Raw genomic sequence first — 15747 nt, 5'->3', positions numbered from 1 at the left:
GGTACAACTTCGATCATCGACACAGTGGCATCAAGTACGTAACCCCCGCTCAACGTCATGCCGGAGAGGATGTTGAGATTCTCAGGGCTCGCCACGAGCTCTATGGAAAAGCAAGAGAAGCGAACCCTCGGCGGTGGTCAGGTAGTACCCGTGATTGGACGCCAGTGGCAGCCGTGACACTCAATCCAGAACGCGAGGCAGTAGTGACCAAAGTCGTCCTCGAAGAAGAAAATAAAACTGTCAACGCTGCATAGGTCAGGCGACAACTAGCTTGACACGCGCCGACCCCGTCCCCCCCCTTGTGTCCCCGGAACCTCCCCATTAGTTCAATTTGCGAATTCCTTCAATAAGAATTTCAGAAATTTGCAAGCTATTCATCGTTGACCGACCTGCCCCAAACCGTATGGTCTGGAAGCACTCATCATCGCTCAGTCCGATGGCCTTCAAAACATGCGACGGCTCAACCTTGGTTGTCGAACAAGCGGACCCTGCCGAGAAAGATAGTCTGTCCTTCAGCAAATGAATCAACCCCTTCGCCTCTACGCCAGGAATAGTTATATTCAGATTGTGCTGTAATCTCTTTTCGGGATGACCGTTAAAGATGATGCCCGGGAATGCGGCAAGGAGATTAGCCTTGATTGTAGCTGACAAATCCCCTAATCTCTCGCGCTCTGCTTTTTGACCTTGGACAGCAATAGCCAGAGCCTCTGCCATACCGACAATCGCCGGCACGTTCAGCGTTCCCGGACGCAGCCCCCTCTCCTGACCACCACCGAACATTACTGCGTCAAGTCGTACCATCGGTGCATAAGTCCGGACGAACAGCCCTCCTACACCTTTCGGACCATAGAACTTGTGGGCACTGAAAGATAAGAGATCAATGTTTAGATCATAAACATGCAAAGGCTCATGTCCGACCGCTTGGGCGGCATCGACATGAAACAGAACCCCATGTTTCTTGGAAACCTCGCCAATTTCCTTGATTGGCTGGATGGTGCCGATTTCGTTATTGGCAAACATTACCGAGATCAAAATCGTGTCGCTTCTAATTGCGGCCTGTAGTGCCTGAATATCTACTACACCATAGCAATCAACCGGCAGCAGGGTTACTTCCGCACCCTCATTCTCCAAATAGTGGAGCGTGTCGAGAACAGCAGGGTGTTCGATGGCAGAAGAGATGATGTGACGACCTTTTTCGCGCAGCCTACGATAGCTGCCGATAAGGGCGAGGTTGTTCGCTTCAGTGGCACCGCCTGTAAAGATTACCTCGTTATCCTTACGGCAGCCAAGAAGCTTTGCTATCGTTTGCCGTGCCGCGTCCACGGCCTTTTTCGACCGATTACCGTGCAGGTGATCGATGCTGGAGGCGTTACCATATATCTCGGAAAAATATGGCAGCATCTTCTCCAGCACCCGAGGGTCAACTGGCGTCGTGGCATTATGGTCGAGATAAATTGGTTCCGTCATCAACTCACCTTTACCAGCTGAGCCAAATTCTCCAACCCCCGAACACGGTTTACCAGCAGCTCAACACCTCTATTGATATGGGCGAGAAAATAGTCTTCCCGCTCTTCAGGTTCAATCCTCTTGTCGTGGCACCACTGGAAAAAAAGTGAGGTCAGGATCAACTCATGCTCACCGAAAAGAGTGTAGCGATTAATCTCCTGGCCAGATTCTTCGGTGAACAGCTCCAAAGCCGGCATATTGTTTTCAGCGAGAGATATGCCCAGTGCCAACCGGCAGGCTATGTTGGGTGTCAATCCCGTCCGCGCCTTGAAGAGTTGGAGCTTCTTGGTCGACTCCAGGGAAAGCTTGATCCGTTTGAATTCTAGTCCGTTCAGTTCCAAAAGTAACCTTCCTTTGCCACGGTTGACTTGCGTTCTTCGCAGTACTCAAGGTTATATGCCTGGGCGATACTGGGCTCCAACTGCTCGAAATACTGCTGGTCAACTTCCGTGTTGGTGGAAAAGATCATCATCTGATGGGACGCGTAGGGGAAAAACAGCTCCACCAGATTATCCCGGTGCTTCGAATCTAAGCGAGCCAGCGGCGTATCGACAATGAATGGTAACTTCTGCCCTGACGTTTTGGCCAGAGCCCAGAGCATGGACATGGCGTAAATCTCCAACTCCCCTGAAGAAAGGCTTCCGATGCTGATTTCAGCTCCCTGCCGATCGAAAAGTCGGACGCCAAACGTGTCTGGGTCGATTCTCACCGAGGCAATCATGTCTTCTTTTCGGTGCAGCATCCTGAAGATCGTTGTGAACTCATTCTGAACGGTGAAAACCTTCTGCCGGGCCAGTTGCCGGTGATAATCGGCAAGCACCCGCTCCACCTTGAAAACGGTCTGCAGCCGCTCTTCAAGGTCATATGCTGCGCCAAGCTTCCGCTCCAGCTGCACAACCCACCGCTCAATCTCATTCCGACGGTTGGCAAGTTCACCAAGCTGCGCATCCATAGTGTTGCGCTTCTCAGTTAGCCCTCCCATTTGCATATTCAGACTGGCCAGCTGTTCATACATCGGCTGAATCAGCTCTTCATCAGGAACCTTGTTCAAAAAGGCGATAGTCTCCTGCAACTGCCTGTAGCCAGATTCATAGCGGACTGAAAGCGCTGCCATCTCCTCAGGGAGGTTATTCAATGCAGCATCAATGGCATGCAAAACGTCAATCGTCTGCTTCCCCGAGTAGCCAAACACCTCGAGGCTGGGCTCTGTGCGGTCATCCCGACTAAACAGGCGAGAAAGCTCTGCCTTTACGGCCTCTTTAAGACCATTGAGTGCCACAGTCTGCATCGATATACCGACCAGAAAATCAGGGGCATCGATCCTGGTCAGAAGCTCCTGATATTTGAGAGCAAGACTGGCAGCCAGTAGCGTTGCAGCTTTCTGGCTCCGCTCAGTTTCCACCTGTGCTTTCAGCTTTAAAGCAACGGAAGCCGCGACCGCCACGGGCAACAGCCCCGCAGCTAACTCACGAAACCGGTCCCTGATGGCGTCAATCTCATATTCCAACTTGCGGCGCACGTCTTCCTGGCTCAGCCGGTTGCGATAGTACCCTTCCCCCTGCGCGGCAACCTTGTCGCGATAGGTAGCAATCTGGTCGGTAAGCTGATCAATAGCATTCTGCAAGCTGGCCTTGTTATCGTTGATCATCTTGATTTCAGCATCTACATCCCTCAGTTGCCCTTCAAGCTCATCCAGATCATTCCGGTAATTCTCGTGCTGGGTTTCCTGCAGATGTTTGCTCCGGTATATTTTCAAGTCGGCCTGGAGCCGCTCCACCAGATCCAGCCCCAGCAGGGCGAAGATCGATTTTCGCAATTGCTCACTGCTGTCCTCGGACATCATTTTCTGGATCTTTTCACCATCAAAAAAGAATAGTTGGGACAGCCCAATAGGAATAATTTCCTTGATGAAATCCTGCCACGAGTCCCGCTCCACTTCTGCAATCGTTTTCCCGTTGCGTGAAACCTTCAATGATTCGTGTAGCTTATGTTCTCGATTTTCCCAGAAACGCTCAACTCGATAGGCACAGGCCTGTCCCTGTTGGGTATAGTCAAACGCAAGGGCAATGGAGGCAAAGGTTGGCTGTAAATCGGTTGTTTTAGAGGCATGGATCTTCTTGCGCAGGTAGTCATGGTACCTGGCGACCGGAATAGCGCCGAACATCTCCTGGCCATAGAGACAAAGCTTGATGGCATCGAAAATCGTTGTCTTCCCGGCACCGTTCAGGCCGCCGAACAGCACAATCGGCTGTGGTTCTGCGGTCGTCTCTTTCTGTCTCAGGTTAAAGACGTGCGTTCCGGCAAAATTGCCCACGTTCACAAGTGTCAGTTTGTTAAATATCATGCCCTGCCTCAAGCTCCTTCAGCACTTCCTCTTCCGTGCGCCACTCCTCGGCAAAGATCCGGTCGATCTTGTCCAGAATCCCGGCCCGGCGGGTCATCCCCTGTAAGCGACGTTCCTGGTCTAGCAGTTTAGTCGGCAAATCAGGATTTATACCGGCTTGCCGGCAGAGGGTAGTGAGCAATTCATGATCCGCCAGTGAATACCTGATACCGTCATCGTCCGGCCAGACATGGTCAGCGCCAATGACCTCCCGGTATATTTCAGGGACGGAATCTGACCATTCCTCTTCCCGCCAAAAGTCGCGGATCAGCTCCAGCTCTTCAACTGCAATTAGCTGCATGGACGGGTCAGGTCCGTTTTGCTGCACATCCTTCTGGATGGTCAAAAGCCGCTTTAGAAACTCCTTACGCCACTCCAACTTATAAGGACCATAGGCAATCCGCGTACCGTCACGCACATAGGCAACCTGTCCGTCTCGTCGTTTGTGACTGCGGTAGATATGCTTCTTTTCCGGGTCCTGGGTCTCACTTAGGAAATCCCGGAACTCTAGCAGCGGCGCCATCCACTCCTCACCGTTGTCGATCAGGTTTTCCATGGTGGAGTCTTGCTGTACCAGAGTGCAGGTCCAACAGCCAAAACGGCTACTGCCACACGATGGCGTCGACTTGTCCACTACCATCGGGCATTCGCCACCGGCGGCGTTCTGATACATGGCCGCCAGATCCCGATTGTTGCCGCCCCACTGGCATTTGTGATTCAAAAGGTACGACCAGACATCATCGGTGGTCATCTCTTCAATAGGGGTAAAGACAAAAGCCGCTGGCAAGGTCGGATGCTTAGACAGCCCCATCTGGTCCCGAACCTTCTTTGCCAACACCTGGCTACGGGAAGCGCTTTCGTCCCGCCGGGCACCCAGCAGCACCGTTGCTTCGCCCCACTCGTCCACATGCTCGGCAATGAAGCGGTTCACCGGCTCAATCTTTAGTCGTTCCGTACACCAGCGGAAATTGCGGCTTGGCGCAGGGTAGCCCTTGCCGATCAGATTCACCCAGAAACTGTTCTTATTGAGCGGCGTCAGTCGATGGGCCTTTATTGGCAGACCGCATTCACTGGAAGCCTTGTTGACCTGTTCCAGCGTTTTGGTCACGTAGTCAATGATGTACGGTGTCTCAACCAGGGTATCGGTCGAAATGACGTGTACGTCCTGGGTCAACTGCTCACGGGGCAGCTCTTCAATGACATCCCAGACCAGTTGCAGGACAACTGTGGAATCCTTGCCGCCGGAGTAGCCTACCACAAACGGACGGTTGTAGGCCAGATACACCCTTTTGATGTGCTCTTTGATTTCGGTAATTTTATCCATAGATTGGTTAGGCTTTCCTGAGGAATGCAAGTTCAACTTCAGTCTCTTCCGGGGTCAGCGGGAGATCGAAGTAGGTTTTCAGGTAGTTTGTGGTCAGGGTGACGCAGGTATGAGACTTGCTGATTTTACCGTTGTGCATTGCCCGCCCTTCCCACAGGGCGATGGCCTTTCTGGTCCAATCGATTGTGTCCAGCTTCTTAAGCTCCTGCCGGTAATCTCGACCGGTTGTCGAAAGTAATGCTGCACCAAGTCGCCCTATGGCATGAAGGGCCAAGGCATGAGCATGGACATAATCACGTCTAAGTTCATATGTACTTATGTTCTTCGCTGCAGCCAGCTTCCAGTCACGCATGTTCTCGGTAACGCAACTCCAGTAATCGAAGGCCACCTTCATTTCGGCATCGGTAATTGCTTTTGACCTTTCGGTTTTGCGGAGAATAGCTAACGTGCCTTGGTAAATGGCACTCAAGGTAAAGAGTTTGGTGGAGCGATTTGAAATGGAAGTCTTCTCCATCTCGGTCAGGTTTCTGAACACAGGGATTTTTTCAACAATCTCGCAGGCGAGGCTGGACAGCGGATCACGGTGATCAAAGAGAATTCCTGTAGACTTGGAAGGGCGTAGCGCATGCTTGTTCAAGTCAGCAAACATCTGCTGGGAATGTTTCAATCCCTTGTCGATGAAGAAAACAACCGAGATTGTTTCATCGCCAAGGTCCGGCTGCTCCTTCAGCGCATCCTCAATGGCAGCTCTCCTATGTTGACCGTCGTTCAAAATGAAACGTGCGTCAAGCGGGATTCGCAATCTACCGATATCCTCAACCTCCTTCCCGTTAACAATCAGTCTCTCAAAAGTGACTTGACGGTCAATAGAAGCAGTTATGGCGGAGAAGATATAGTTCTCCCGGTTGGCGGTGATATAACGGGATATCTCGGGGATGCGGGCTTTGTTAAGAACGCGCTGGGAACGGAGTTCAGGAGGTAGGTCATCTGCTTGAAAAAGGAAGAGGCGAGGCACAATTTTTAAGGGGCACATTGAAATGTAAAACTCACGCCCTGCCTGACGCCCCTTTATGGCCGGGAAGGAATATTCGGCTATAGGCATACGCCCCCCAAAATAAAATAAACTTCCAAAATGCTTGGAAGTTTATTTTATTCTGCCAGGAAGTCAACTAAATTTTACATGACGGAACCTGCAGGGGCGAGTTGCCGCTGCCCGTAAAACTCGAAATCTTTACTTTTTCTCAGAGAATCCAACGCCTTAAGTCCGGTATTAATTAGCATGACATTTTTCATCCTTCCCCTTCCTAAGCCGGAGGCAGTGTAAAAGTTATCCGTAAAATCAATTCGGTTGATACGGTGAAGCTTATCAAGCAAATCACCGCGATCAAAATCGTGACCTTTTATTTGCAGGTAACATTTAAACCAATCAAGAATGGCTTGTATTCCGACCGTTTTAACAATATAAGATCTGTCAGGCTGGCCTTTAAGCACAATTTCGTTAGCAACAGCAATAAAATCTAAAAGAATAAATTCTATTTTATCATCTTGACCAGTTATATACAATTCTCTTAGAGGAGGCGAGTATTTTTTAACAATAAGCGACTTCCGCCCTTTGTCATTTTTATGATACAAAATTTTATCTCGATCCTGTTTTGGATTCGAACTAACTAGATTTAAAATACTATCTACAAGTGCTGCCAAAGAAATGAGTCCATTATCTGATTCTTCATCAGACTGAGCGCCTAGAATAATTCTGTTTTTAAACGGACCATCACTAACGTTAATTTTTCTTACAAGATACACCGCCAACTTTTCTGGCGACCAAATAGTCCTAGGCTCCTGATCTAAGCTGAACCCATATAAATCATATGCAAGACTTCTATCTACCTTTTTTTGATTTGCATTTATGGTAGCAAAAAGATACGCATGATAAGGTGCAGGTAAATCCAAATACACAGAGCATATAAGGTTATAATCTTGTCTTTCAGACTGCACACACCCATTAAGTCTATGTTGTCCGTCAATAACTGATGCTAACGCCCTCCCCGTAGGGACAATCAACTGATAAAATCCATTCCCCACTTCGATAGCGTGCCAGCGATCAGATTCACGAGTCAGGGAGCCATTCTCTTCAATATTAGCTCCAAGAATAATTGTGTTGGGTAGAGCACTTTCAGTACTGTCAATATAGGCAGCGATGTCTTTCTCTCGTTTTTCATCATGGTCCCGCTGAGTACCAGTAATAGGAGACAGCACTTTATTAAAAATACCCTCTCTTTTATACTTAGCTCTAGCAACGTAGGTAATCAACTTCAACGTATTCGCCGGGATAACAACCGAATAAAAAATACCCAATGGCTGTGAGATCTTGATTGCAGGAAGCTCCAAGAAGTTACTCATTTTACTTTGCCTCCCAACGCATTACTTGCATCTTTGCTGTCAAACTTATTGTCTCCAACCACATGTATAATCCAAGCAAACAAGGTAGTAAACATACCGTACCGAGTGAGACTATAATCAAAAACTGTCTTATGCTTTCCATCAGCTACAAATTCAAAATATTGTTTAACTGATTTTCCGTACATCAATGAACCAGTGAGTACTAATACAAATAGTATCAGACGATTGGGCATAATATACGTATCATCCTCTTCCTTCATAAACAGACGTTGCCCAAGTATTACCATAAGAGTTGCCAAACCATAAGTAAACCATGGTTCAGGATAGAAGAAATTTTCATATCCCTTCCAATTAAAGAAAAGGGGCCACCAGATTCCGAGACCACCAAGAATAAACACAATCAACCCTTCAGTCCAGAACTTGAGTGTGGCAAGTGCGTTCCATAACCGCTTAAACAGCGAACCAATATAGTCCATTTACATCCCCTGATTTAACCGTTTTGCAATTCAACTAAATTGAACAATGGCTGGCCATATCCACCGGTCAATCTGGTCTTTAATTCATGAATTCCAGCATTCGCATACTCTTCAACTACTCCTAGCATTTGATCTTGGTTTAGCAGGACATCAACATCGCTACCATCAGCTAAACAAATAGCTTTGATCACAGGAGCATCTGTCTGCACACTAAATTGTGCCCAGCGAAAAACCGTCACTTTCTTCCCAACTATTGGCCTCCGCTCACCACGTTTGCACCCCAGGACTGCCGCCCAGAGAAAAACATCCTTCATGGTCTTGAACGGCACCGTTACCGGGTCGGCCCCTTCGGTAAGGTCTTTGTAGATGTGATGCACCGATTCATCAATGGTTACCGTATCTCGACTGGCTAGGATATCCATCATCTCACCTCGACTATTTCTGTGCAGCTGGTCCTTGAATCGAACTCAAGTCGATACTCAGCTCCAATCCGGGATTCAAGATTCTGTCGTGCCTCATCCCGCAACTCCTCATCAGTCACGAACAGAACTAACTGGCTTGTCAGCCCCGGCAAGTGCTCACAAATCGCGTTGCGGTGGTGGGAAGAGAGCCGACCAAAGGGGGTGTCCATAACAAGCGGCGCTTCTTCATCGCTGATGCGCGACATAGCCATAATGAACGAGAGACTAAGCACCTGTCGCTCACCGGCGGAAAGCTCTGGACGGGCCGAATAGCCATACCGGTCAATTACTTCCAGATTGAAATCCGGGCCGAGCTTGACGTCCTGGAAATGGCTCTCCTTCCAGACCAGCTTCTTGAAAATCTCCTTGGTCTTGTCCTGAATCTTTTCCCGCATGTCATCGGCAAAAGACTGGTACATCTCGCCAATGGCATCGGCTGACCGCTGGGCCAGATCCAGCTTGGTGCTGAGTAGCGCCTCCCGCTTCTCTTCCCGGCGTGCCCGGTCAATCTCTTTTTTCAGCTCAACAATTTTACGATTAAACTCTTCCATTCGAGTATGGAGCGAACCAATCTCCAGCGTGTATTCCTGAATATCCGCCTTGTAATTCTCCCGTTTCCGCTCCAACTTGCTGATTTCCTCAAGTGGTGAGCCCTTTAACTGGCGGCTGACGTCATCCAGCTCTTCTTCAAGAATCTTGATAATGTCGATAAGCTCTGAACGCCGCCGCATAAAGGTATCAAGATCGGCTCTATGCTTTTCCGTGCGCTCTTCAAAAGCCTGCAACACGGCACAGCTGTTCAGCACTTCATCCTGCAAGGCATCGGGCAGCCCGTGGCTGATCTTTGCCAGCAAGGTACGATGCTCCTCACTACCGTCACTAAACGGTCTGCCACAGACGCAAATCATTTTACCGATAAGGTCTTTGATAAACTGCTGGCGGAAGTCGCTGGGGATTTCACCCCGCGCCCGCTTTTCTTCCAGCAGCAACACTGCCTTCTTGATTGCCGCCTCGGCAACAACGAAATAGCCGGATGTCCCCAAATCCCGCACAGAATTGACTATCTCTTCCATTTCAGTCCGGCGCTGCCGTAGCTCACGCTCTATCCGGTCGCGTTGCTGCTGAAGGATGTTGGTGTTCTCCATTTCCCGAAGCCGCTTGTCAATTTCAGCAATTTTCCGTTCGGCAGACTCAATTTCCTGGTGCAGTTCAATGACACGGTCCTTGGCCTTTTTAATCTCCGTCCGGGCCTTTTCTTCCTCTTCCAGCAAATCACGCAGCTGCTGACCGGACTTGTTTTTCAACTCCTTCCGGTACTCGGTGGCAACTGCTTCAAGATGGCGACGGGCCCGTTCCAGAATCTCCAGCTTCAGCACCAGATAAATCGCCTGCTTCACCTGGGATGCCGCTTCCGGTTTGGCAAAGTTATCGATCTTTTCACCGTCAAACAGGAAGTATTCCCGCACATTGGCCGGCAGGATAGAGTTCATGGTGCCAATGGGGTTGTTGATCCGCTCAGCCTGACCATCTGCCCGAGTGCGCATCATGGTGAAGGTGTCGGTCTCTTCCACACTCACTGAACCGTCTAGCTGTTTTACCCCTTGCAGCACACGCTTTATCTGGTACCGATCGCCATTGTGCAGAAAAGAAAGGTCCACCGACGCTCGCACTGTTTCGCCTGCAGCGGCCTGATTGACCGCCTCCTTGCTCATCAGTTCGCCAACGTTATCAACTACCTTGATATTTTCGACACTCTTCCCATACAGGCACCAGTTGATGGCAAGGAAAAAGGATGTTTTCCCCGCACCGTTGATGCCGTGAATGATGGTGATGCGTTTCTGGTCGTCTTTGGCGAATGCGACCCGCTGTTTGCCGCAATACTGGCGGAAGTTTTCAATGGTGATCCGTTCCAGTTTCATGGCAAGTCCTCAACAGCAAGCCGTTCTACTTCCTTTTTTGCGGCAGCAGTGACAATCTCATCAATCTGGTCCTTGACCCGTGGTCGCTCCATGGATATGTGTTCCTGCTCGATATCCAGAACGCCGAGAATGATGTTCCGCACTGCTGGATCAAAGGTTTCAAACAGATTCATCAATCCCTCTTTCTGCATAAGCCCTCTCAGAAATCCATCAGATTATAACGCCTGGCAATTTCCCAAATCACGTCCAGCGCCTTGTGCTTGTTTAGTGCTGGTGAGGCAAATTCCTTGAACCGCTCCAACTCCTTACGGATAATCCCTCGCTCAATAGTGAAGGTTGCCGAATCCTGGGTTGTTGTCCAGGCGGTCGGCGGTACGGCAATCATGTCGTGGATTACCGAATGATCTTTATTTTTCGATTTACGCAATACCCGCCCGCGCCTCTGGATGAACTCCCGCGGATTGCTGCTGCTGGCCAAAATATAGGCAGTCTTGGTGCTGGGCACGTCAACCCCTTCGTCAAGACACTTCATGGCTACCAGTGCCTGAATCTCACCACTGTCAAAATCGGCCAGGCGCTGCTGACGTTCGCGGGTGTCCTCTTCAGCCGTAAAACGCTGCACCAAAAGACCATGTTCCCAACCGAGCAGTTTTTGCACATCATCAATCTGTCCCGATGCACAATAGAAAAGCGTATGGTCAATATGATCGCTTTCGTCAATCAGCCGGGAGAGTTCGGTAATTTTGTTGGTCGCCCTGTTCAGGAGCTCCGCCCGCCGCATGAGCAGCAACTTCATTAACTCCTGCGCCCGCTCGTCATCCCGTCCCGCAAGCTGGGCAATCTTCGCCGACAACTCCTGATAGTCTGCCAGTTCGTCACTGGTCAACTGCACCAGATGTGGAAAGTAGTAATAGGGGGTAAGGCTAACACCGATTGCTTTCTCCAGCGGGAAGGAAAAGACCGTGTCGCCGAAATAGCCCCGCAAGGCGGCGGTCCCCTCATCGTCAAACCAGCGGTCAGGGGTTGCGGAAAGGGCCAAGCGATAGGGGATATGCTCAGGATAGCACTGCCTGCTCCGCTCCGAACCGAGATGGTGGGCCTCGTCGGCCAGTATCAGGCAGGGGCCGATAAGGCGGGTAATAATGGCCTGAAAGTCAGGCGAGGCAAAGGTGGTATGGGTGGTGATTACAGAAAATGTATCCCTGTAGCCGGACGTGAAGTCCATGACCATGCTGTTCAGTTGATCAAACCAGCTGGACTTGCTCTGATAGGCCAGTATCGGCCTAAAGCCGAAGGGTTGACTCTCTTTCTGCCATTGATCCACCAAATGCTGATACGGCACGGTCATGATGACCGCTAAGCGCTTCTCCCTCTCGTAGAGCCGTACTGAAGCAGACAGGGCTGTAATGGTCTTGCCCGTACCGGTGGCCATTTCCAGCAGGCCGCGACAGTCGTGATCAAACCAGGCAGTGATGGCTTCGTTCTGGTAGTCTCGCAGCTCAACGCTTACCGGCATGGTAGGTTTCGGCACATAGGCCAGACTCCCGCCGCCACTGATGAGGCTCAACTGCTCCTTGTTCGGCTCCGGGTATGGTCGCGACTGAGTGCGCAGCTTGATGATATTTGCCTTGGCCGCTTCCGGCAGATCAAACACCTGAACATTCGGGTCGTTGTTGCTCCAGAGGCGGGCAAACCGGTCATTGTCGGCCTTCACCAGCAAGGCCAGAACCGGTTGCGCTGAGGTGAAAATCTTGATGGATTCGTAATTGCGTGTTCCTTGAATGCTGTCGTTATAGGAGCCGTTGAAGCTGACCTGATTCCCTTCCGTGTCGGTAAAAATGCCGAACTTGTCGTGAAACTCCCCCTGATCCAACTTGTTGCGTGGCAGAGCCAGTTTGAAATCAAGAATGCCGTCCGCTACCAGCCACGCCAACGCCGAAAGGGTCTCTTCGTTCAACGCGTTACGCAGGTCGTGAATATTCGCCTCCATCGACTGCCGAAGCCTTTCATCGGTTCGCGCTACACTCCCCTCCTGCAAAGCTTGCCAGTCATCTTCGCTGAGAATGGGACTTGTCACCCAACGGGCATAGCCATTATTGGCGGCAAACGTCGTCATACCCTGCGCAGCCAACCGCAGCCAAGCCGCGCTGAAAAAGCCGACACCACGGTCGTAGCGGACTGAAGCTGCTAGAGCAGGATTAAAAAAATCGCGGATTATATCCGCACTTGAGGTGTCCAGAACTGGGGGAAAAGTTATCGTGGCCAGGTTTTCCATTAATGAGCTTTCTCGATGGAATTTACATCATGTGGGTCTATGGAATCAAACCCTCATTCACATACATTTGGTAACTACCTATAGCCAACCAATCGTAATTCTTGCATTGCCGGCCCATGCGTCGCGGGGCAATATACAGCAATTGGCCAGCCATGGTAAACAATTATTAACAAGATGTCGACCTTTGAAGCGAAGAAATCTTCTGACTTAAGACTTAAGAACGGACAACAAGGATAAGATGTTCGGGAATGTTCGGGGGACACAATACCGATAAAACCACGACACATGAAAGCAGCCGGGGCAGGCTCCTTCATGCTTACTTCATAAAGGGGTCTACCGCCGCCTCCCACTCAAAACCATTGGCAAGGAGAAATTCTGAGGACATCTGAGAAAACCGGAGTGAGGGGGAAACTTTAAAACCATCCGGAAACCGTTTGCCACGGAGATAATCTGAGAAAACCTGAGATGAGGTCAGCGGGGGGGGGAGCGGGGTAGACGAAGAGATTATTCTGCAGGTTGAGTTTCTTCCGGCACATCCTCACCGGTTAGAACGGGCTTGCCGTCTGCCAGATTAGCGCATCTCAGAAGTGGAGAGTCGGAACATGACTGTGAGATGAACAACAACCATTTAAGGGTTCTGCCGGATCTTCTCCTCTGCTCTGTCAGTGAATGCACTGCGCCGATCCTTGGAGTCAGAAAGTTTGGTCAGAATAAGTTCCCTCATTGCCACGACCTCTTTCCATACCTCCCGGATTGAAGGCTCGACTCTGGTCACATTAAACTCAATAGCTTCCAAGGCCGTCTCATCACGCTCTCCACGGGCAGCAACATCCGCCCCTTTCGAGATGAGGTCACGTGCTTGGGGATAATGCCCCCGCTCTATGAGGTATGTTAGAAGTGACTTCCCATTACTTCTTCTGATATTGATATTGCCCCCTATTTCTAGTGCCAATTGTAGACCTGGCCAATGGTCGTATTTGACGAAATAAAACATGTAAGGCGTGCCATAGCTCAGTAACTGGTTTGGATCGTAGCCGCCGTCGAACAGTGCCGCCAGCGCTTTTGTCCGAGGCGGATCGTAGTGATGCGTTATTGCCAGAATTGCCGGAGAACCGGCGTTCGGGATGACTTGGTTTGGGTTAGCTCCTGCACGCATCAAATTGACGATGGCTTCGTGATCGGCAGTCAAAACAGCAAACCCGAGTAGTGTCATATCTTCTTTTGCCGGTTTATTCAGGTCCACTCCTACCCTGGTAACTTCAACCAGCCTTTCGACATCACCATCGTGGGCGAAACCATAGGCGGAAAGTTGTTCGTCGCTGAAATAATTTGCTGCCTTCATAGAGGTCCCTCTCGAATTTATTGAACACGACGTTGCTATGATGCAAGTTAGAAAAACCGTTAGCTGCCTGAGCATCCAAGATATCTTTTTCATATGCCTCTCGCTACCCGACCTCAACAGGTGGTTACTGCTTGGGTGTAGCGGCTCAGTGCTTCCTGATCAGACCGTTTATCTCTTTCCATCGCTTCAATAACTTGAAGCATCGAGTGCGCCTCAGTATCCGACTGTTCCTTGCACGGCACACTCAGATTTGGGTCAATCGGAGCCAGTTCACGTGGTGGACCTGTTGTAACCGGTTTAGTCATGACAAGTTGGGTAAGTCCCTGATGTTGTGCATAATAAAGAGGGTCTGTTTGGCCTTCTTTTTCTGAGGAAGAAATAACTTCTCCATCAGCGCGTCGAACGATCACAGTTGTGCGGTCAACACGCATTTTTTCCGCGGCGACCCCTTTCGTTTCTTCATATTGCTTTGGGTTGAACCCCGCTGGGTTGTAAACTCGCGCTGAACACCCTGAGGCTGCGGCAAAGGCTTGAGCCTCAGATCCTCCCTTCGAATGACCCGTTGCAGAGATCAAATCGTCTATTCGTTTGCCAGTGTTATCTACTGCCTTTTTGAGAAAGCCTCCTAGTTCCGCAGCGTTTTTCTGATGTGGCGCTTCGAATCCAGCCTCATTCCGGCCATTGTTGTTCCAGTCACGTTTGTCCCTGGTAGAGCCGCGGAAAGCCACAGTATATTTAGGCCCTGGTCCTAGGAGCTCTGTATCGCGCTCGTAAATCATGATTTTCTGGGTAGGGCAGTCTTTATCGTTAAGGATACTTTCGAGCTCTCCCCGATCCACCCCAAAATCCTCAGCCACCTTATCCAAGGAGGCGATCTTGAAACCCGGCGGGGCCTGGTCGCGCAGGGGCTTCAGAAACTCTTCCTGGGGACCATCTTCATTCGCGGTGTAGGTGTGAAGCGACAGCCTGGCATCCTCTACCCGGTCCATGTCTTTGGACAGGCGGTCGGCGGTCTCCATCATACGTTTGTGGACTACCGGGTTCTCCTCCGACGCTGCATCGTTCTGCACCTTTCGGATCAGATCATGCCGCTCGTTGCGCCGCCTACCCTTCTGCGACCTCAGACACTTCATGCAAGGGTCGCCCGCCGGCTCAGTCGGACTGGTCCGGTCCAGGAGCGCGTTGTACTCCTGGATTGCCTGCCGTTTCTTGAATTCAGGAGAACCAGTATCTTGCGGGGCGCTTAGTTCCCCGAGTTTTCCGGCGATGTTTCCGCCAACAACGGCCAGCCATCTCATAGCTCGCCGATGCGGATCATCTGTAACAGGTGGGCTTTGTCTGCTTCCGGCAGGGAAGGATCATCAAGTACGGCGGCGTATTTGGGAATGTCGTAAGGGTTGACCCGGTCGCCCAGGCGCAGGAGCACGTACATCCCCATCAACCGCTCTGTCTTGATCCCATGTTCCTCAGCTTCATCCAACACCTTCGCGACATGGTAGCAAACAGTCTGGAAGTCATTGTCACGGGAGACGGCTTCGGTCGCCAGTAACATCTCCGCTATCTTGTTCACGAACGCTAATTTACCCAGTTGTTCCATTCGTTCCTGGCTGATGTCCATGCGTCCTCCCAATCTGCACAATTAAAAGACGTTAAAATATACC

At 50.5% G+C, this 15747-nt stretch carries 14 protein-coding genes and 1 pseudogene; 1 reads left to right on the top strand and 14 read right to left on the bottom strand.

Annotation, left to right across the window (positions count from 1 at the left end):
• Window positions 1-254, top strand: a pseudogene (locus K419_RS23380) (hypothetical protein); the annotation flags it as partial.
• Window positions 255-321: 67 nt separating this feature from the next.
• Here K419_RS23380 and K419_RS0120660 read toward each other — a convergent pair.
• The 14 genes from K419_RS0120660 to K419_RS0120595 all read right to left on the bottom strand — a co-directional run bounded on the left by K419_RS0120660 (window position 322) and on the right by K419_RS0120595 (window position 15704).
• On the bottom strand, window positions 322-1467 hold the full coding sequence (locus K419_RS0120660; RefSeq protein WP_026843201.1) for a cysteine desulfurase family protein: 1146 nt from the start codon (window positions 1465-1467) through the stop codon (window positions 322-324).
• The gene (gene dndE, locus K419_RS22560; protein WP_051293146.1) at window positions 1467-1847 is read right to left on the bottom strand and encodes a DNA sulfur modification protein DndE; all 381 of its coding nucleotides are present in this window, start codon (window positions 1845-1847) and stop codon (window positions 1467-1469) included. Before dndE ends, K419_RS0120660 begins: the two co-directional genes overlap by 1 nt.
• Window positions 1838-3850, bottom strand: coding sequence for a DNA sulfur modification protein DndD (gene dndD / locus K419_RS0120650; RefSeq protein WP_026843200.1), 2013 nt, complete (start codon window positions 3848-3850; stop codon window positions 1838-1840). Before dndD (K419_RS0120650) ends, dndE begins: the two co-directional genes overlap by 10 nt.
• Window positions 3840-5213 (bottom strand): DNA phosphorothioation system sulfurtransferase DndC, encoded by a 1374-nt coding sequence (gene dndC / locus K419_RS22555; protein WP_084154303.1) that lies wholly within the window; start codon window positions 5211-5213, stop codon window positions 3840-3842. Before dndC ends, dndD (K419_RS0120650) begins: the two co-directional genes overlap by 11 nt.
• Window positions 5214-5220: 7 nt before the next feature.
• Window positions 5221-6315, bottom strand: coding sequence for a DNA sulfur modification protein DndB (gene dndB / locus K419_RS0120640; RefSeq protein WP_026843199.1), 1095 nt, complete (start codon window positions 6313-6315; stop codon window positions 5221-5223).
• A gap of 74 nt (window positions 6316-6389) precedes the next feature.
• Window positions 6390-7613: a DGQHR domain-containing protein gene (locus K419_RS0120635; RefSeq protein WP_026843198.1), complete on the bottom strand. Its 1224-nt coding sequence runs from the start codon at window positions 7611-7613 to the stop codon at window positions 6390-6392.
• The gene (locus K419_RS0120630) at window positions 7610-8089 is read right to left on the bottom strand and encodes a hypothetical protein (protein WP_026843197.1); all 480 of its coding nucleotides are present in this window, start codon (window positions 8087-8089) and stop codon (window positions 7610-7612) included. Before K419_RS0120630 ends, K419_RS0120635 begins: the two co-directional genes overlap by 4 nt.
• 14 nt (window positions 8090-8103) lie before the next feature.
• A complete protein-coding gene (locus K419_RS0120625) occupies window positions 8104-8514 on the bottom strand; it encodes a hypothetical protein (protein ID WP_156912264.1) in 411 nt (136 codons plus the stop codon).
• Window positions 8511-10469, bottom strand: a complete 1959-nt coding sequence (gene dndD / locus K419_RS0120620; RefSeq protein WP_026843195.1) for a DNA sulfur modification protein DndD — start codon at window positions 10467-10469, stop codon at window positions 8511-8513. The genes K419_RS0120625 and dndD (K419_RS0120620) overlap by 4 nt, the downstream gene beginning before the upstream one ends.
• Window positions 10466-10642, bottom strand: coding sequence for a hypothetical protein (locus K419_RS23770; RefSeq protein WP_156912263.1), 177 nt, complete (start codon window positions 10640-10642; stop codon window positions 10466-10468). Before K419_RS23770 ends, dndD (K419_RS0120620) begins: the two co-directional genes overlap by 4 nt.
• A 26-nt stretch (window positions 10643-10668) precedes the next feature.
• The gene (locus tag K419_RS0120610; RefSeq protein ID WP_026843194.1) at window positions 10669-12744 is read right to left on the bottom strand and encodes a DEAD/DEAH box helicase family protein; all 2076 of its coding nucleotides are present in this window, start codon (window positions 12742-12744) and stop codon (window positions 10669-10671) included.
• A gap of 628 nt (window positions 12745-13372) precedes the next feature.
• The gene (locus tag K419_RS0120605; RefSeq protein ID WP_026843193.1) at window positions 13373-14086 is read right to left on the bottom strand and encodes an ankyrin repeat domain-containing protein; all 714 of its coding nucleotides are present in this window, start codon (window positions 14084-14086) and stop codon (window positions 13373-13375) included.
• A 113-nt stretch (window positions 14087-14199) separates the two neighbouring features.
• Window positions 14200-15384: a DUF2974 domain-containing protein gene (locus tag K419_RS0120600; RefSeq protein ID WP_026843192.1), complete on the bottom strand. Its 1185-nt coding sequence runs from the start codon at window positions 15382-15384 to the stop codon at window positions 14200-14202.
• Window positions 15381-15704 (bottom strand): hypothetical protein, encoded by a 324-nt coding sequence (locus K419_RS0120595; protein WP_026843191.1) that lies wholly within the window; start codon window positions 15702-15704, stop codon window positions 15381-15383. The genes K419_RS0120600 and K419_RS0120595 overlap by 4 nt, the downstream gene beginning before the upstream one ends.
• Window positions 15705-15747: the final 43 nt, after the last annotated feature.

Origin of the sequence: Citrifermentans bremense R1 (assembly GCF_000426865.1) — a bacterium.
In the GTDB taxonomy this organism is placed as follows: Bacteria; Desulfobacterota; Desulfuromonadia; order Geobacterales; family Geobacteraceae; genus Geomonas; species Geomonas bremensis.
Note: the sequence above shows the minus strand (reverse complement) of the source record. Positions and strands in the feature narration are given on the sequence as shown.